The organism is Pseudoalteromonas sp. BSi20495 (assembly GCF_000241185.1).
Classification (GTDB): domain Bacteria; phylum Pseudomonadota; class Gammaproteobacteria; order Enterobacterales; family Alteromonadaceae; genus Pseudoalteromonas; species Pseudoalteromonas fuliginea.
In genome coordinates this window covers 98,327-117,593 of the sequence record NZ_BADY01000001.1, presented here as the reverse complement: position 1 = coordinate 117,593, position 19,267 = coordinate 98,327, and the positions used below count along the sequence as shown (strand labels likewise).

Sequence of the window (19,267 nt, the reverse complement as noted above, 5' to 3'; positions counted from 1 at the left end):
CGAAACCTCTGACCTTACTGCTCTTGCTGTATCTAAAAGCAATAATTTATGTGCAGTAAAAAACAATAAAATTCTTATTATCGAAGACAACGATGAAATGCGTGATTTACTAACGTCACTCTTTATTAGCAACTTCGTATGTATAAACGCCGTTAACGGAGAGCTAGGTTTAGCTTTATGTAAAAGCGAAATGCCTGACTTGGTAATAAGTGATGTAATGATGCCTGTTATGGATGGCTATCAGTTTATTAAAGCACTGCGCAGCGACACGGCTATTAGCCATATTCCGGTGTTATTACTTTCAGCAAAGGCTGATACGCGCAGCAAATTAAAGGGCCTGGACTTACTTGCTGATGATTATTTAAGTAAACCCTTCGAACCACAGCTGTTATTAAGCCGCGTTCAAGGATTATTAACGATTAGAGAAGTACTCAATCAAAATTTAAAACAACAACTACCTGCTTTATCACAAACAATCGAGCTCGACCCACAAATGGCGCAAAGTAAAGATTATGTATTTACCGAGCGTGTAAAAACGACAGTAAAAGAGCATTATCAAGACGAAGCGTTTAACGTGGAAGAATTTGCAGCTGCGCTTTATCTTAGCCCTCGCGCTTTACAATTAAAAATGAAAGCCTTGTACAACCTAACACCAAGCGATTACATTCGAAACATTCGCTTAGAATTTGCACAAGAGCTTTTAAAAAATAGTGAGCTTGCGATTGGTTTAGTAGCACAGCAAGTTGGCTTTAATTCACAAAGCTACTTTGCCCGCTGCTTTAAATCAAAATATAACATGTCCCCAAAACAGTTTCGTGAAAAATCCTCATAAATTTCGCCTGTGTGACTAAATATTTCGCACCAGTACTATTTTTAACCTACTGATTTAACTAAATTAACATGAATATAAATATTGAAGGAAATGCACAACATTTCCTTTAAGCATATTAATTAAGGACAGTCATATGTTAAAAGCACCACAAAAACTATTATTAACGGCACTATTAACGACCACTCTGAGCGCTTGTCAAAGCACCTCTACAAATGTCACTTCAGGTCAAAACTCACCAGACATAAATGCAGTTGCACAAGAACAATACAATGGCCCTAAAGCTCGTATTGCTGTTGCACGCTTTACCGATAAATCTAACAACTCAAAATGGTGGCGCAAAGAAATAGGCGACGGTATGGCTGATCAATTAACTACGGCTCTAGTATCAACAAACCGCTTTATTGTTTTAGAGCGCCAAGCGCTTGATGCTGTTTTATCAGAACAAGACCTAGCAGCCTCAGGTCGCGTTAGCGCTTCATCGGGTGCTGCTTATGGCGAGATTGAAGGTGCTGAAATAGTCGTGATTGCTGCGGTAACAGAATTTGATGACGATAGCTCTGGTGCAAGTGTTGGCAGTGGCGGCTTTATCGGTGATGTATTTAGCTCTGTATCTGCCGGTTTTTCGGGTTCACATATGGCAATTGATCTACGCCTTATAGATACTCGCACATCACGCATTTTAGCTGCAACGAGTGTTGAAGGGGGTAGTAAAGATTTTGATTTCACAGGCGCTGCAACCAATTTTGGTGGCGCACTCGTTGGTGGCAATATTAGTGGATGGTCTGATACCCCTAAAGAAAAAGCCCTGCGTGAAGTTATTATTAAAGCGGTTGAGTTTTTAGAAACTAAAATTCCAGATACCTACTATCGCTATAACAGTAACAACACGTTAGCACCGGGTTACACTGCGCCGCCACCAGCTACTAAACGCGCAAAAGCAGCCAGCAAGAGCGCTGTAACAGTTGATGTACCCACTCATAGAATGCCGCATTATGAAAAAATGGATTTAGCAATGTCACGCCTAAGCTTAGTTTGTTTGGGTTACCTAAGAAATCAGCCTGACTACGAAGAGTTTGAAACACAAGATGTTGAATACGATCGTAAAACAGTTATCGCGCTTCGTGAGTATCAGCAAGACAAAAAACTCAAAGTAACCGGTTTAGCTGATGAAACAACCAAAAAGTCACTTGATGACAGTGGTTGTATTGCCAAAACGAACAAATCTAGCCTCGAAAGTATAGGCAACATGTTTAAGTTTAATTAATCAGTATTAGCTTTAAGCTTAAAATTGAAAACGGCTGTTATATAGGCCGTTTTTCATCCACACGTAATAACTCACCACGATAAAAATCACACACTAACCAAATTTGCTCAAATTGATAGGTTCTTGGAAAGTTAAGGTCATTGATCACAGCTTCAAAGTCAGCTTTGCGCCAAATAGTACTCCCGTTACGAATAACAAGCCAAGTACGCTCTGAATAGTAACGTTTTTTCGCTTTTTGTTTCAGCAACCGCTCTAATGCAGCCCGCAATCTGTGTTCACTTGGCTTTTGTGCCATGTCTGCCAAATCTCGTTGCATTTGCATTGACAGCGGGCGTCCTAAAACAGCCATCGCTTCTGTTTCGCTGGCATATAGATGAGCAATTTCTATATCAAGCTGTTCATTCTCTTGATAACAACTAACGTCAGGTTTATTCGGCTCATTATGCCAAATATTACGCATATGAATGCCTTGCTGTTGCTCATAACAGCGTAAAAACAATTTAGCCGCATCATGCTCTAACTGACGCTTTTCCTCATCACTGCTGCGTTTCATTCAACACCTTGTAAACATCATTCAGTAAGCTTGAAGCACCAAACCTAAATGTATTTGCTTGCAGGTAATCATCGCCCATTATCGCGCGTGCAAGCGCTAAATAATCACTGGCATCAGCCACTGTTTTAACACCACCGGCGGCTTTAAAGCCAACATGCTTACCAGTATTTTTAATTGCACTGAGCATAATTTTTGTTGATTCAAGCGTGGCATTTACAGCGACTTTACCCGTACTGGTTTTTACAAAATCAGCACCACCTTCAATTGCAAGCTCCGTGGCTTGATTAATAAGCGCGTCAGTTTTTAGCTCGCCGCTTTCTATTATTACTTTAAGTTGCGCGCGCGACCCACACGCTTTTTTACTTTCGCTTACATAGTTAAGTACAGTTTGAGCATCGCCCGCGATTAACTTTTTATAAGGAATAACCAAGTCAATCTCATCAGCACCGCGCTCTATTGCAATAAGTGTTTCGTTAATTACATCACTTATTGGTGCATCACCCGTTGGGAAGTTAGTGACTGTTGCCACTTTTACATGGTTAAGCTCACGCGCTGCGAGTGATATTTTTGCATCATCAACAAAGTCGCTATAAACACATACGGCGGCAGGCGTGCCCAACGTCGGATTTATACTATTAACAAGCGCTTGAATGTCTGTAGTTGTATCGCTGGTATTTAAGCTTGTTAAATCCATCAGTGCGACTGCTAATGCAGCTTCTTTTTGTTGTTGTGCCATGTAGACTCCCTTGCCTATGTAATACCAATTTTATTAAAAACATGATCATTTTAGCGTATTAAATAACTCACTAACGACGTTAAAAATTATTTATATAGAACAACTATGTATCATAATTTTAGCCTTGTTATTGAGCTATTTTCTCGTCGCTATAATAGATCACTAATTTAATGCAATTGGTATAAGTACAAAATTTAATATGCCACCATATTAACAAATTAAATCAAACTCGCTATAGCTCATAACCAAACACTATAAGCTGATTATTTTACTTGTAACTCGTCGCAATCCCTTGTTAACTAACTCTTAGGCCTAAAAAGCCCACCTATTATAACTTTTAGTTATATCAACTTGGTTTTAATTATTTTTTACTTATTGATAGCCGCTATATTCTGCTCATCAGAATAAAGCGTTTTCTTATATTTGAATTTGTTTAGGGGTCTTATTAACGTGCAGTATTTACCTATCTTTACCAAACTCGACAACAAACCAGTATTGGTTGTTGGCGGTGGAGAGGTCGCACTACGCAAATGTCGCGCGTTTTTAAAAGCGAGAGCAAGCGTTACTTTAGTAGCACCTTGGTTTTGCGACGAACTAAAAGAGCATGCACATAATAATGAAGTAACGCTTATTGATGCTTATTTTGATGAATCGCATCTCGATGGCAAAATGCTTGTTATTGCAGCAACCGACCGCGATGAAGTAAACAACAACGTATTTGAACTTGCCAATGCCCGCAATGTATTTGTAAACGTGGTTGATGACCAACCTAAATGTACGTTTATATTTCCATCCATTGTTGACCGCGACCCAATTACGATTGCTATATCAAGTGCGGGCACAGCGCCGGTACTTGCACGTCGCTTACGCGAAAAGCTCGAAACCCTTATTCCGCATCATATTGGCCCACTTGCAACACTTGTCGGTGGCTTTAGAGACAAAGTAAAAAAACGCTTTAAGCATTTTTCAGACCGCCGCCAATTTTGGGAAGGCGTGTTCGACTCATCTGTCGTGAGTAAAGTACAAACCGGCGATACCCAAGCCGCACAGCAGCAACTAGAGCAAATGCTAGATGCTAAAGCAGAGCCTGAAGGCGAAGTATATGTAGTCGGTGCAGGCCCTGGCGATCCAGAGCTTTTAACACTTAAAGCACTGCAACTTATGCAACAAGCCGACGTCGTCGTTTATGACTTTTTAGTCTCTGACGAAATTATGGAATTAGTGCGCCGCGATGCTGACCTTATTTGTGTAGGCAAACGTTTAGGCGATCATAGTGTTGTTCAAGACGACACCAACCAAATGCTGGTCGACCTTGCTAAACAAGGCAAAAAAGTGTGCCGCATTAAAGGTGGCGATCCGTTTATTTATGGCCGTGGTGGCGAAGAAGTACAAGTACTGGCTGCTAACAACGTAAATTATCAAATTGTACCGGGTATTACAGCCGCTGCAGGTTGTAGTGCTTATGCGGGTATTCCACTTACGCATCGTGACCATGCACAAGCCATTCAATTTGTAACTGGCCACTGTAAAAAAGACGGTCAAGAACTTGATTGGCAATCGCTGGCAAAAGCAAATCAAACGCTGGCTATTTACATGGGCGTAATTAAGTCGCCGCACATACAAAGCGAGCTTTTAAAACATGGCCGCAAAGCCGACACACCAGTTGCCATTATCGAAAACGGTACACGCAAAAATCAGCGTGTAGTAACAGGCCAACTAGGCGAACTTGCCGACTTAATCCAGCGCAACAACATTATATCGCCTGCGCTACTCATTATTGGTGAAGTAGCCGCCCTGCACTCGCAACTATCGTGGTTTGGCCAAAACGAGCAAACAAGCAGCTTTGCACAGCCGCTAACAGATGTATCAAATACATAACCGAATTTTAAATTTGTAACTTTTAATCATTTTAGTAGGACGACTAACAATGGCTTTAACTCACCTTCAGCAACTTGAAGCTGAAAGTATCAAAATCATGCGCGAAGTCGCCGCTGAGTTTGAGAACCCAGTAATGCTTTACTCTATTGGTAAAGATTCGTCGGTACTTTTGCACTTAGCGCGTAAAGCATTTTACCCTGCAAAAATTCCGTTCCCGTTATTACACGTAGACACCAATTGGAAGTTTCGTGAAATGATCGAGTTTCGCGACCGTATAGCTAAAGAATACGGCTTTGATCTACTGGTACACAAAAATCCAGAAGGCATTGAAATGGGTGTAGGCCCGTTTACGCATGGCTCGGGTAAACATACTGACATAATGAAAACCCAAGGCTTAAAGCAAGCACTTAACAAATATGGTTTTGATGCTGCATTTGGTGGCGCACGCCGAGACGAAGAAAAGTCACGCGCAAAAGAGCGTGTTTATTCATTCCGCGACAAACACCACCGTTGGGACCCTAAAAACCAACGTCCTGAGCTTTGGAACACCTATAACAGCCAAGTTAATCCGGGCGAAAGCATTCGTGTTTTCCCGTTGTCTAACTGGACTGAGCTTGATATTTGGCAATACATTTATCAAGAAAACATCGACATGGTACCGCTTTATCTAGCAAAAGAGCGCCCTGTTGTTGATCGCGATGGCACTTTAATTATGGTTGACGATGAGCGTATGCCACTTAATGAAGGTGAAGTACCGCAAATGAAATCTGTACGTTTTCGTACATTAGGCTGCTACCCACTTACCGGTGCAGTTGAATCAACAGCAAGTACTTTAACCGAAATTATTGAAGAAATGCTGCTATCTACGTCATCTGAACGTGAAGGTCGTGTTATTGATCATGATTCAGCCGGCTCAATGGAGAAGAAAAAACGTGAGGGGTATTTTTAATGTCTAGCCAAAATAACGATACATTTAACGAAGTAAAAGAAATAGGCATAGACGCCTACCTAGCACGCCAACAAGATAAAAGCTTATTACGCATGCTTACCTGTGGCAGCGTAGATGACGGTAAATCAACATTGATTGGCCGCCTACTGCACGACAGCCACCAAATTTATGAAGATCAGCTTGCTGCCCTTCATAAAGATAACGAAAAAGTAGGTAATGCAGGTGAAGATCTTGACCTTGCTTTATTAGTTGATGGCCTACAAGCTGAGCGCGAGCAAGGCATTACCATTGACGTAGCGTACCGTTACTTTTCAACGGCTAAGCGTAAATTTATTATTGCCGACACACCTGGGCACGAGCAATACACACGCAACATGGTAACGGGTGCATCAACAAGTGATGTCGCCATTATTTTGGTTGATGCGCGTTACGGCGTGCAAGTACAAACTAAGCGCCATAGCTTTATTTGTGACTCGCTGGGCATTAAGCAGTTTGTTGTTGCCGTTAATAAAATGGATATCGTTGATTTTGACGAAACCGTGTATGAAAAAATTAAGGCCGATTACCTTAAATTTGCTGAGCAACTTAACGTATCAAACATTAAGTTTGTGCCTATGTCGGCGCTTAAAGGCGACAACGTAGTAACGCGTTCTGCTCATACACCGTATTACACCGACAAGCCGCTACTAGAATTACTAGAAGATTCGCCAGCAGCCGAAACAGATACAGGCTTTGAAGCGCGCCTACCAGTGCAATATGTAGTGCGTCCTAATTTAAACTTCCGTGGTTTTCAGGGCACACTGACATCGGGCAAGATACACGTAGGCGATGCAATAAAAGTATTACCGTCGGGTAAAACATCAAGCATTAAAGAAATTGTTACCTTTGATGGCAACCTAGACAGCGCACAAGCAGGCCAAGCAATTACCGTTACCCTTAATAACGAGATTGATATTAGCCGAGGCGACGTAATAGTACCTGCAAATTCAACGGCTGTTGTTACTAACCAGCTGCAAGCTAAAATTGTGTGGATGCATGAGTCGCCATTAGTATTAGGCAAAAGTTATAACCTAAAGCTAGGCAGCAAAAACACCTCAGCTATTGTTACAAAAATTGATTACACAATTGATGTGAACACGCTTGAACACGGCACTAGCGACTCATTACAGTTAAACGAAATTGCGATTGTAACACTTGAACTAACCGAAACTATTTTGGCAGACGAGTACCACAGCAATCACGAAACAGGCTCGTTTATATTAATTGATCGCTTATCAAACCTAACAGTTGCTGCGGGTATGATTGAGCAAGTACTGCAAAGCCAAGCACAGCAAAGTAACTTTAGCGAATTTGAAGTTGAATTTAACAGCTTAGTACGCAAGCACTTCCCGCATTGGCAAGCGCTTGATATTTCTAAGTTATAAGTTAACTTTAGCCTGTTAGGAATTTAAAAGCATGGTAGAACAGCTCGTTTTAACAGGCATTATGCTTACCTTAGTCGGGTGCCTTTTTGGCACCCGTATTAATCCAGCATGGTTATTTGTAAGCGCTATTGGCACCAGCTACTTAGCAGGGCTAATCGATCTTGAAAGTATGTTAGTTAACTACGCTAACCCGTCGCTTATCACTTTAGTACTATTGGTGTTAGTGTCGACTGCAATAGAAAAAACCACCCTAATTCAAAAGTTAGCGCAATCGCTATCTAAAGGTAGTTTAGTAAAATCGGTAACAAAATTGGGGTTATCAACCGCCTTTTTATCGTCGTTCACTAACAATACCGCCGTTGTTGCATCGCTTATTACAGCGATAAAAGACAATCCTAATCACTCCCCTTCAAAGCTATTATTACCGCTGTCGTACACTGCTATTTTGGGCGGCACTATTACGCTTATTGGTACATCAACCAACTTAATCGTTAATGGCTTTGCGGTAGATGCGGGCATGGAACCACTGGGCTTTTTTGACTTTACCTTAGTAGGTCTAGGCGCGCTAAGCGTAGGCCTAATTACTATTTTAGTTATGCTTAAATACTTACCCGACAACGGTAAAAGCGACCAAGAAGTCGTGCCTTTTTACCTAGAAGGTAAAGTACAAGCAAACTCAAAGTTAATAGGCCAAACCGTTGAAGAAAACGGCCTGCGTGATTTAAAAGACTTATTCCTTGCAGAAATTATTCGCGACGGGAGCCGAATTTGCGCAGTCACCCCGCAGCAAATTATTCAAAAAGACGACGTGCTACTTTTTGTAGGTGACATAAAATCGGTGCCATTACTTACCCGTTTTGACGGTTTAAAAGTAGTGCACGAGAATCATCAAAAAGACATAGAACACTTAGTAGAAGTAGTCGTAAGTCAATCTTCAAAATTTATTGGCAAAACCGTAAAAGAAGCCCGCTTTAGAGAGCAGTTTCATGCAGCCGTTATTGCTATTCGCCGTGGGCACGACCGCTTACAAGGTGGCCTTGGGCAAGTGCAATTACAAGCTGGCGACTCACTTATACTCGCACCAGGCAAAAACTTTTACAGCTTGCCTAATTTAAAGCGCGAATTTGTGTATATTTCAGGGTTTGACTTACAAGCCCACCTTGCGCCTAAACAATCAAACATTGTGTTACTAAGCTTTGCCGCAGTACTGGGTTTAAGCATTATTGGCATAGTGCCGCTGGTTAAAGGCTTATTAGTATTACTGATTGGCTTAATGCTCAGTGGCACCATAAAACTTAACGAAGTAAAACGCCGTTTTCCTATCGAGTTATTAGTGGTAGTAGGCAGCGCCATTGGCCTTGCTAAATTAATGATAGGCACCGGACTTGCCGGGCAAATATCCGACGCCATGTTTATGGTACTTGGGGATTTTGGCCCGTACGGCGCATTTATTGCCATATTTTTAATGACCGTATTATTTACCGAGCTTATTACTAATAACGCAGCAGCTGCCTTGTCGTTCCCTGTTGCTTACTCGCTCGCGGTTGGTTTTAATGTAGACCCGCTACCGTTTATTATGGCGGTTGCCTTTGGCGCATCAGCCAGCTTTATATCGCCATTTGGGTATCAAACTAATCTAATGGTTTATAGCGCGGGTAACTATCGCTTAAAAGATTACATAGTGATGGGCTTACCCCTTTCTATTATTTATTCAATCACGGTATTAACCTTGATCCCGCTGGTATTTCCGTTTTAATACCTGCGCCCACAGCATAAGAGACTCTCACTATGGATGAAAATATAGTTTGGCATAACTACGCAACTACAAAAGCACAGCGTAGTGAGCAAAAAAAACATAAGCCCGCTATTTTATGGTTTACCGGCTTTTCAGGCTCTGGCAAAAGTACCGTAGCAAACGCATTAGAAGCAGCACTTAACCAACAAGGTACGCATACTTACCTGCTCGATGGCGACAACGTACGCCACGGTTTGTGTAAAGATCTAGGCTTTAGCGACGAAGACCGCATTGAAAACATACGCCGCGTAGGCGAAACCGCAAAACTAATGACCGACGCTGGCTTGTTAGTACTTACTGCGTTTATATCGCCTTTTAGAGCAGAACGCGACATGGTGCGCAGCTTAGTAGACGAAGGCGAATTTATCGAAGTATTTATCGATACCCCACTGGATGTATGCGAAAGCCGCGATCCAAAAGGCTTATACAAAAAAGCCCGCGCTGGAGAGATAAAACACTTCACTGGTATCGATTCAAACTACGAAGTGCCAAACAATCCAGAAATAATTTTAGATACAAGTAAAAACACCCTAGACCAATCGGTTACACAACTGATAACGTATCTAAAACAAAAGCACATAATATAGGTTAACCCCATGAATCAAACCGAACTGCTAGAAGAAACCCTCATCCTTGCCCGCAAAGCAGGCCAAGCGATAATGGGAATTTACGAAAAGGATTTTAACGTTGAGTACAAAGCCGATGAAAGCCCCGTAACCGACGCCGATTTAGCAGCTCATAAACTGATTGTGGCAGGGCTTCAACAGCTCACACCTGATATTCCAATACTCAGTGAAGAAAACGCCGACATAAGCTGGGATATACGCCAAACGTGGAAAAGCTACTGGTTAGTTGATCCAATCGACGGCACTAAAGAATTTATTAAAAAGAACGGTGAATTTACCGTAAACATCGCCCTAATCAAAAACGGCATTCCTATTTTAGCCGTAGTTGATGCACCCGCCCTTGGCGTATCGTACTTAGCTGCCGAAGCCATTGGCGCATTTAAAGATAAAGGCGATGAGAGAATTGAGCTTAAAGTAACCACCAAACCTAATAAAGGGTTAATTCGTGTTGTAGGCAGCCGCTCGCACCCATCACCCGATTTAGCCGAGTTTGTGAAACGCTTTGACGACGTTGAAATGGTGTCTAAAGGCAGCTCACTAAAGCTGTGTTTAGTCGCTGAGGGCAGCGCCGATATTTACCCGCGCTTAGGTCCAACTTGCGAATGGGATACGGGTGCCGGCCATGCAATCGCCGAAATAGCCGGTGCTAAAGTCACTAAACTTGATGGCAGCCCGCTTATTTATAACACCAAAGATGAATACTTAAACCCGTATTTTATTGTGAGTGCGATAGAAGAGTAAAAGCTAAGAGTTGCGAGCTGTTAGCCACGATCAGCTCGATGTCAATTTAAACACCGCAGGTTGGGTTGAGTGGAACGAAACCCAACAAATACCTACGAGCCACGGGCTCAGAGTTGCGAGCAGCTCAATAACAATTTATACACCGTAGGCTGGGTTTAGTGCAGCGAAACCTAAAATGAAGAGCCATAAAGCTGAGAGCTTTAAGCCATAAGTTCAAACCTCTCCCCTTAGAGGCTGGTTTGAGCAACGAATAATCCTGTACGATGTTTAGATTTATAAACAATCTCACCACCGAGGCGCTTCGCGCTACATAGAAATTGAGTCATAAGTTATCAATTGCACACTTCACTTAAGAAGCTTTTTGCTGTTTACTTGATATTTTTTTCTTCTATTTCTTCATTTAACTTCTTGGCATTTTTTATAATTACTTTCAGGGATTGAAATATTATGATCTATATCTGAGTTACTTTTAACTGCATCATACGCAGCTCTTGTAAATGCGTATAAACCTTCAGGGAGCTCACTTTCAAACGTTTTACCCGAAATTTCAGAAAATTTCCTTTTATAGCTATCTGTTAATACTTCAATTAGCGCTACTTTCAAATGAGTGTTAGCACTTTTGTTCAATGATTCATCATTACCATTTATTAATAGCAACTGCTCTATATCAACAAGCGGTTCTATCGTTAATCTACTCGCAATATAAAAAGCAACTCTGCGAACTGGAGTATCATATAAATGCCCAACAACATTTTTATAGCTATTAAATAAGCACGATTCTAATTTACCTGATTCGAGATCCCAGAATATAAACTGTGCAATCCTATTTTTCTCTTGAAATGGCTCAGCTTCCAGCCAATATTTTACAAAACTTAATAAATCTTTAGATTGTGTTATATATTTAAATGTTTCAATAAACTTTTGATCAGAATCTATTTTGTCTACATTTTGTTTTAAAGCTCTACGCAGATACTTAGGAGAGTTAATACCCTGCAAATAGTCTTTTAAGCTGTCAAAGTAATACTTATCGTCTATTTCAATTAAATTTAACAACACTATGATGAAATGATGAATATTCTTATCATTTTGCGCTATTTTCTCTAAAGAGCCTTTAAGGTCCTGCTTACTCATGAGAATATAATTTTGCTCATCTAAGAAGTGCTGAAATCTATAAAAAGCTTTAATTTCCCTTTCTCGCAACGTGTAAAGCATTAACAGAGCATATATATTCACTTCCCCCATTAGCCCATCATTTGATGTCCATGCTTCATGAGCTCTTCTCAACACTTTTTTCAACACTCTAAGTGTAGTTAAATAGTTACTAATCAGTTCCAGCTCTAACGACTTATTCGCTATAAATGATAACCGTTTACTTTGGGCATCTCTAAATTCATTCATATTGTCATTGAAAACTACAACGCCTTTTTTTTCAGCTTCTTCTATCATTATTAAAATAAAACGCTCTATTTTTTCAACAGAAAAATCACTAAAAATAATATCCTCTCTATAATCAGTCGCTTTCGATATTACTTCAGCCGCAACTTCATTCTCATTACCCATTGCAACGATAAAATTGATATGGCTCAAGTTTCTATCTTTCAACCTATCCAGCAGTGCAGCTATATCATTTAAGCGCTTTTCCTTTTCATCGCCTGTTCCGCGATCTACATCTTGTAGGGTAATGAGTAATTTATGGTTAGTTACTTCAAGAACATCATTAAGTTTTTGAAAACTTCCTTCAATTTCCACAGGGCCTGCGAGTAACGTAGATGCAAACTGAAACATACTACCACCCGACTTTAGTGCTTCAGTGTAATGTTTAGGTAGTGCACGGAAGGCACATATATCAATATATTGGCTTATATCATCAATAATATTGCTGAGTATCACATGCGCAACATTCCCGCTTGCAGCGCCCCACGTTGATATGTCGCTGTGTATCCAAATACTCTCTTTTTCAGAGTTTTTTGCTAAATCATTCACAATACTTTCGACGATACTGCTTTTTCCGCAACCATAAGGCCCACATAAAGCTATGTGCTGCGCTAAATCCTTTTCATACTTACCACCGCCATTTTTTAACCGTTCGGTGATCCGCGTGGCGTAAACCTGTAAATCGGGTTCTAATTTCTCTGTGCTTTTAATAGTGGAATCGTCCTTAAACCAACTTTTAAACTCATCTAATGTTTTAAAATCACCAGAACTCAGATTTTTCGTACGCTCTAAAGTTATTTGATTACGATTCCATTTAGCTTTAATACATTCATTTATATATTTGATTATCAAAAATATTGCAGAGAATATGTAAACATCTACTGTTATAAAAAGCGGCCAGCTAAAGCCTATCTGACTGATATGCCAATAAATGAAAGCTGTACTAGTCGCTGCGATAAGAGAGAAGCATACAACTAAATTAAGGCTAATTCTTTCATTGCTTTGTTGATAAGCTGTAATTATGGAAGAGCCTAAAATTAATACGATGAAATACTCAAAACAAGAAGTAGCAGCTATTAACTCTTCCTGGTTTGAAGTGAAATAAAAAATAAATCCTATAAAAATCAATGATAACCATAAGCTCATTGTCACTGGCGGGTATCGCCAGCTAAATCCAATATCGCGTTTAGGGTGTGATATATAAAACTTATCAAGCAGAAGCTTTATGCCAATACCCGCTAAAAATGCGCTGCTGTAATGTAGAATTGGATTCGCATTTAAAATAGTGCTCCAACTTAAATATGCCTTTTGTACAAAACCGACTTTGCTTAAGAATACAGTAATTGTAGCGGCGGTAATTGCGCACAACAAAAGAGAGAACCAGCGTCTGGCTGTAATGGGGAGAGTTTTAACTTGTGACAACTTAATATCCTTATCAATGCGTTACCTTGCCAGTGTATACCTTATATTTGTCGATTTGAACAGTCAGTGCTATCCATGATAATTTTTGTTCTTAGATTGAATAATACCGTATATCAACGTTTCACATTATTTATAGATAAAGATAAATACATGGATTTTATACAAGGAATAATAAATGCTCGGATTAATTCGCTATACAGTAGAGCTATGTCCGGAAGTTAAAGGACAACTTATGCTAAACGGTAAACCAGTACCAAACCAACTTATCCAAAGAGGCTTAACCTTAGAAAATGAGGAGATAGATGAAGCCTATACTGATGAGTTTGGTTTTTACTCATTTTCCGCTAAATCAATTAAATCACGTAAGCCTGGCAGTATATTTTATGAGTCAATGATAAGAGTCGTAATAGTGACTCACTTTAAAAGTCATCATCATACTTTATGGTTTGGATTTCAACATGGACTTAAAACCCCAATTGAACTACAAAAAAGACTGATTAATTTAAATGCAGATTTAAGCGCTGAAGAAATAAAACATCAAATCGTTGACTCAGAAGCACCAAGCGGCGAGCATAATATTTCAAGTATTTGTCGCTGGACAAATTAAATCGTATAGGAAATACATTGATGTTTTACTCTGTTTATGGATAATTATAGAAACATGGATTATTAACAAGGAACGATATATGCTCGGATTAATTCGCTATACAGTAGAACTATGCCCCGAAGTAAAAGGTCAGGTTTTTGATAATGGAATCCCATTAGCCAATCAACTCATTGAACGAAGCTTAACCTACAAAGAAGAAGAACTAGATAGTGTTTATACTGATGAAAACGGTTGCTTCTCATTTCCTGCCAAATCTCTAAAATCTCGCAAACCAGGCAGTATTTTTCATGAGCCCGTGGTGCGAGTAATTATTGATCTAGAAAGGAATGACGAAGTGTACTTGCTCTGGTTTGGTAATCAGCGAGGGTTAAAAAATACATCAGAGTTCAAAAAGCATTTGATCAATTTAAAGGCGGATTTAACTTCTAGCGAACAAGTGCATCATTTTATAAACACTGACTCCCCTTTTCAGGAAGAGCATAATATATCTAGTATTTGCCGTTGGTAATATAAACTTTACTTTTTAAAAGGAATTAACATGAGCACTTTATCCCCAGTAATTTGTGCAGAATTGGCCACTATCTCCTATGATATCCATAAGCCAACGAAACGAGGACGTTATCTACTTGAAACATCAGCAACATTAAAAAGCTTGTTCTCTTTTGACCTATCAAACGGTCCTATAAAAGGAATTTCAGGCGGAGCAATGGCCCATGCAACAGGTCATCAAACAGGGTTTGTACTCGTTGGCAAAGGCACCTCTCCAGCTGGTCGCATGAACCCATTTAAAAACGATTTAGTACTTGCCATACGCGGGACTGCATCAATATACGATGCATCTACTGACTGTAGAGCTAATATAAGTGTGTGTGACGGAGGGCATAGTGTACACGCAGGGTTTAACACTTTGTTTGAAACTTTGAAATTACAATTAGCCCCTTTATTACGTGAATTAAAGCCTAATGCTACAGTTCACTGTGTTGGTCATAGTCTGGGCGGCGCAGTTGCCTCATTAGTAGCTGACTGGGCAAAACGACGTTTTAGTTCAGACGTTAAATTATATACTTTTGGAGCCCCAAAAGTAGGCTTAACAAACTTTGCATTAAGCACAACAAATGCGTTGGAGCCCAAAAACATTTTCCGTTGCGTTAATGGCGGAGATGTTGTGCCTATGGTTCCATTCTGGCCATTCATGCAAGCTCCTTACAACGCTCCTGAATATAAAATGGATAACAATCAAATTATAGCTCCTTGGCATCATTTGATGAAATACTATACCCGAAACTCACAAAAGCAATCTTGGGATAGTATCAATAAAAGAGTGACATTTAACCCATTTAAACGCGTTACCTTAGATATTACTCATGCCACTCAAGTACAGCCTTCAATATATTGGATGAATCGCTTAAGTGAAGCCCTTATGACTGTGTTACGTCAAGCAAAACTTGGCACTTTAAACGCACTACAATCAGGCACTGCAAACGGCTTAAGCTTATACGACAAAATTGCGATGATTTTAGCTAATAATAATTTTCATACTGTAGATTTAACAGGCCCTATAAATGGATTACTTGCATGTATGCTGGCCTTTGCTGGTTATGCTAGAACTAAAATAAAGGAGTTATCTGCCGAGTTTATTAAGTGGGTATTCGAAAAAACACTTAAAATGGTTAATCGAATTGCTCAAAAAGCCCTTTCGGCAGTAGATTAAAAGCTAATAATTTCCAATAATAGTAATAAGCAAGAGCATAAAGCCTAAGCTTATTACTATTACAACCCCCACTACAGTTCACTTTTCAAACATCGTTTCATTTTCATTACACTTAGCAACTAAGCAACTAAGCAACTAAGCAACTAAGCATGAAAACTACGTTAAAAGTTATATTATTGCGCGCAATTGTTATTAATAATGGATGAGCACACACATGACAACACCTCAAGGTGTAACGCTTTCAAATACATCAATAAATAACACACTCTTTTACCTCAAAATAGAACCAGCACGATATACAATGGACGCTAAGTCTATATGGCACGGCCGTTGGTGCGGGTACTTTATTTTTACCTATTAATATTGGCATTGGCGGTTTTTGGCCGTTAATTATTATGGCGTGTTTAGCATTTCCAATGACCTTTTTGCCCACCGAGAGTTAGCGCGCTTTGTACTTTCATCAAAAAATAAAGATGCCGATTTTACCGATGTAGTTGAAGAGCACTTTGGTGTGACTGCAGAACGGTTAATTTCTTTATTGTACTTTTTATCTATATTCCCAATTTTGCTTATTTACGGTGTGGCTTAACCAATACTATTGATAGCTTTATGGTTATTCAAATGGGGATGGATTCGCCTTCTCGCGTATTGCTTTCAGGCCTATTGGTTGCGGGTATTATCCTTCGGATCTTGTTTTTAGTTTAGGACGAAAGTCAAAAAGAAAGATCTGTTCCAGTTTACTCATGATGGCTGTTATAAAATTTTTCTAATTACCTACCATTAACTGAAAGCTTTTTAAAAGCAACAACCCTTAACGATTTTGCTGGGCGATAAACGCAAGCGAGTGCTGATTGAATAAGTCAGGACGTTCTACATTACAAACATGGCCGCAATGGTGAATAGTTTGCAGTACGCTATTTTTATGACGCTTAACCATTTCTTTAACAGGGCCAAGGAACATATGATCTTCCTTACCCATAATGTACAGAATGGGAATATCAATGTCTTTTTCTTTGAAGTATTGCATTAAAGGATTTACATCCATGGCTAATTTAAACCATTTTATAAACTCTTTTTGGCACAAGCGCTTTGCTTCACGAACAAATAAAAGTCGAGATTCTTTATGACGCTTCTTCGGCATCATAATAAAAGCAAATAAGCGATACAGCCACATATAAGGCAAGAAGTGTTTAAAAGTATTGCCTAAATAAACCAATGTATTACTGCGCGTATTAAAACGAGTAACCGCTCCACCTAGTACCATGCTAGAAACATATTGCGGCGCAATTTCAGCAATATTTCGAATAAGAATTGTGCCCAATGAAATACCAACAAAGTGTGCGCTGGTAATATTGTTATGATCTAACACATCTATGATGTCTTTAGAGACATTATTAAATGAATAATTATTATCAACAAAGTTTTGTAGTAGATTATTCGATTTGCCGTGACCGCGAAGATCAAGCAACAACACATTATATTCTTTTTTATACGCTTTAAGCTGACGAAACCAGATTGCCGAACTACCACCGGCTCCATGGACAAATACAACCCATGTTTTACTGGCTTCGTGTGGAAAAATAGTATGGAAAAGAATTTCTGTACTCATTGCAGTTAGCGGCCTATTTACTTCATTTGGCATATTCAATTGCAAGAAGTATAACGGAGTTTAATAAAAATCTCTCATGAAGTTCAGATCAATAGCTCCTACTTAACAACTTTTCGGAGCAGATTTTGATTTTTAAATAAAAACGACTCGCTTCTATTCTCAACGTATTTTAGGCGCTTGCCCGTGAAAATCTAAATACAGTTTTTTAAGTTTGTCAGGAACAAGTGGCCAACCTATTTCAATTCCAATGGGAGTAGCCTTGCAAAATAAGTGCTCAACGTAATAAGTGTCTATGTACTCAAGTTCAGCAGGACTTGCAGAGTCTAATTTTAGACTCATATATGACAAGTGCTTTAGAGCATTAGTGACTTTATTTTCGTTGAATGCAAAAGTTGTTAAGTTTGCAAATTCTTCCATGCGAAAAGTAAGCGCCCAACTTTCGTGTTTATCCATTAGCGGGATCACATCTGGAAACTTACATTGTATATCCTTAATGAATCTTATTATTTCTTGCTTTTCCATATACTCCCTTGCTGCACATAGTTATACAAATGCCATTGTACCAGCTAAAAATAATTTGGTGGGGCACGGACAAAGCCAACTGTTCTTGTCCGCGTTTACGACCTCGTTAACTTAACGTTTTGATAACCATACCCACACCATATAATTTTTTAAATGCCTAAATATTGTTTTTATTTAAGACTTACGCTCAATACGTTAAGTTTTTTTAAGGCCTCAAACGATTTTTTAGTAAGCTTCCAATCGCCCTGCACCACTTCAAAAACCCACTTAAACTATTGCTTAGGTTAACTTTTTAAATAATTACGATATAAAAATATCAGTCTTCAGCAACTCTATGAAACAGCTAAACGTATATTAATTTAATATCTTCACATAAAGATACTTGACACAAAGTTAATTCTTACATATCTTTACGTCGAGATTCTTTACAACCCTTTAACTTTAAATTGGAGAACATTATGAAAAACATTATTCAAGTAGCTGGCATTATCGACCGAGAAGAAGCAAATCTAATGCTGGAGTCTGGCATTGAGTGGCTTGGCTTTCCTTTACGCTTACCTTCTGGAAAAGATGATATTTCTGAAACAGATGCAATGAGCATTATTAAAGGCTTAAGTGAGCCTCAAGCCGGTGTGTTGATTAGCTATATGGTAGATGCTGAAGAAGTGAGCGGTTATTGCAGTGAGCTAGGTGTAAAAGCAGTTCAACTACACGGTGATATTAGTGTGGCAGAAATGAAAAAGCTTAGAGAGCTGCGCCCTGATCTTTTCTTATTAAAAAGCCTTGTTGTGAAAGAAGACAATGCTGAAGAGCTGTTAGAAATTGTTGATACCATGGCTGACTTTGTTGACATGTTTATCACTGATACGTTTAACCCTAAAACGGGTGCTAAAGGCGCTACTGGTTTAACGCATAACTGGGACGTAAGCGCTGAACTTGTTAGACGATCTCCAAAACCTCTAATGATGGCTGGCGGTTTAACGCCTGAAAATGTAGCTGATGCAATCTATAAGGTTAAACCAGCCGCAGTTGATTCACATACGGGATTAGAAGGTAGCGACGGCAGAAAAGATGCCGCTAAGGTGAAGAAATTCATTCGCGAAGCTGAAAAAGCATTTTCGGAGATCAATGCTTAATATAATTCACTGCCAGATTAACACCCCT

At 39.5% G+C, this 19,267-nt stretch carries 17 protein-coding genes and 1 pseudogene; 13 read left to right on the top strand and 5 right to left on the bottom strand.

The window, feature by feature from the left end; genetic code table 11:
* Positions 1–97 precede the first annotated feature (97 nt).
* A complete protein-coding gene (locus P20495_RS22335) occupies positions 98–832 on the top strand; it encodes a helix-turn-helix domain-containing protein (protein WP_008133451.1) in 735 nt (244 codons plus the stop codon).
* Between the two features lie 133 nt (positions 833–965).
* Complete coding sequence (locus tag P20495_RS19450; protein ID WP_007378446.1) at positions 966–2,096, top strand: CsgG/HfaB family protein; 1,131 nt, start codon at positions 966–968, stop codon at positions 2,094–2,096.
* Between the two features lie 37 nt (positions 2,097–2,133).
* On the opposite strand, the gene P20495_RS19455 is transcribed toward P20495_RS19450, so the two are convergent.
* Positions 2,134–2,649: a hypothetical protein gene (locus tag P20495_RS19455; RefSeq protein WP_008133450.1), complete on the bottom strand. Its 516-nt coding sequence runs from the start codon at positions 2,647–2,649 to the stop codon at positions 2,134–2,136.
* Positions 2,633–3,385: a deoxyribose-phosphate aldolase gene (gene deoC / locus P20495_RS19460; RefSeq protein ID WP_008133449.1), complete on the bottom strand. Its 753-nt coding sequence runs from the start codon at positions 3,383–3,385 to the stop codon at positions 2,633–2,635. The genes P20495_RS19455 and deoC overlap by 17 nt, the downstream gene beginning before the upstream one ends.
* Positions 3,386–3,835: 450 nt before the next feature.
* On the opposite strand from deoC, the gene cysG reads away from it, so the two are divergent.
* From cysG to cysQ, 6 genes are read left to right on the top strand one after another with little or no spacing between them, the layout of a single operon-like run.
* The gene (gene cysG / locus P20495_RS19465) at positions 3,836–5,263 is read left to right on the top strand and encodes a siroheme synthase CysG (protein ID WP_008133448.1); all 1,428 of its coding nucleotides are present in this window, start codon (positions 3,836–3,838) and stop codon (positions 5,261–5,263) included.
* A gap of 49 nt (positions 5,264–5,312) precedes the next feature.
* Complete coding sequence (gene cysD / locus P20495_RS19470; RefSeq protein WP_008133447.1) at positions 5,313–6,212, top strand: sulfate adenylyltransferase subunit CysD; 900 nt, start codon at positions 5,313–5,315, stop codon at positions 6,210–6,212.
* The gene (cysN, locus tag P20495_RS19475; RefSeq protein WP_008133446.1) at positions 6,212–7,636 is read left to right on the top strand and encodes a sulfate adenylyltransferase subunit CysN; all 1,425 of its coding nucleotides are present in this window, start codon (positions 6,212–6,214) and stop codon (positions 7,634–7,636) included. Before cysD ends, cysN begins: the two co-directional genes overlap by 1 nt.
* A gap of 31 nt (positions 7,637–7,667) precedes the next feature.
* Positions 7,668–9,392 carry an SLC13 family permease gene (locus tag P20495_RS19480; protein ID WP_008133445.1) on the top strand — a complete coding sequence of 575 codons (1,725 nt, stop codon included), beginning with the start codon at positions 7,668–7,670 and terminating at the stop codon, positions 9,390–9,392.
* Positions 9,393–9,424: 32 nt separating this feature from the next.
* Positions 9,425–10,018, top strand: a complete 594-nt coding sequence (cysC, locus tag P20495_RS19485; protein WP_008133444.1) for an adenylyl-sulfate kinase — start codon at positions 9,425–9,427, stop codon at positions 10,016–10,018.
* Between the two features lie 9 nt (positions 10,019–10,027).
* Entirely contained in the window at positions 10,028–10,798 is a 771-nt protein-coding gene (cysQ, locus tag P20495_RS19490; protein ID WP_008133443.1) for a 3'(2'),5'-bisphosphate nucleotidase CysQ, read from the top strand.
* Positions 10,799–11,194: 396 nt separating this feature from the next.
* Here the strand turns inward: cysQ and P20495_RS19495 are convergent, their stop codons facing one another.
* Positions 11,195–13,654 (bottom strand): P-loop NTPase fold protein, encoded by a 2,460-nt coding sequence (locus tag P20495_RS19495; RefSeq protein ID WP_008133442.1) that lies wholly within the window; start codon positions 13,652–13,654, stop codon positions 11,195–11,197.
* Positions 13,655–13,829: 175 nt separating this feature from the next.
* Between P20495_RS19495 and P20495_RS21240 the strand changes: the two genes are divergently transcribed.
* The 4 genes and pseudogenes from P20495_RS21240 to P20495_RS19910 form a co-directional block, all read left to right on the top strand.
* Positions 13,830–14,261, top strand: coding sequence for a DUF6795 domain-containing protein (locus P20495_RS21240; protein WP_050548452.1), 432 nt, complete (start codon positions 13,830–13,832; stop codon positions 14,259–14,261).
* A gap of 79 nt (positions 14,262–14,340) precedes the next feature.
* On the top strand, positions 14,341–14,769 hold the full coding sequence (locus tag P20495_RS21235; protein WP_008133439.1) for a DUF6795 domain-containing protein: 429 nt from the start codon (positions 14,341–14,343) through the stop codon (positions 14,767–14,769).
* A 30-nt stretch (positions 14,770–14,799) separates the two neighbouring features.
* On the top strand, positions 14,800–15,972 hold the full coding sequence (locus P20495_RS19500; RefSeq protein WP_008133437.1) for a lipase family protein: 1,173 nt from the start codon (positions 14,800–14,802) through the stop codon (positions 15,970–15,972).
* A 214-nt stretch (positions 15,973–16,186) separates the two neighbouring features.
* Positions 16,187–16,653, top strand: a pseudogene (locus P20495_RS19910) (aromatic amino acid transport family protein); the annotation flags it as partial.
* A 130-nt stretch (positions 16,654–16,783) separates the two neighbouring features.
* Here the strand turns inward: P20495_RS19910 and P20495_RS19505 are convergent.
* The gene (locus P20495_RS19505) at positions 16,784–17,581 is read right to left on the bottom strand and encodes an alpha/beta fold hydrolase (protein ID WP_033014826.1); all 798 of its coding nucleotides are present in this window, start codon (positions 17,579–17,581) and stop codon (positions 16,784–16,786) included.
* A gap of 159 nt (positions 17,582–17,740) precedes the next feature.
* Positions 17,741–18,103, bottom strand: a complete 363-nt coding sequence (locus P20495_RS19510; RefSeq protein ID WP_007376280.1) for a hypothetical protein — start codon at positions 18,101–18,103, stop codon at positions 17,741–17,743.
* Between the two features lie 458 nt (positions 18,104–18,561).
* Here P20495_RS19510 and P20495_RS19515 point away from each other — a divergent pair, with 458 nt between their 5' ends.
* On the top strand, positions 18,562–19,239 hold the full coding sequence (locus P20495_RS19515) for a phosphoribosylanthranilate isomerase (protein WP_008133429.1): 678 nt from the start codon (positions 18,562–18,564) through the stop codon (positions 19,237–19,239).
* Positions 19,240–19,267: the final 28 nt, after the last annotated feature.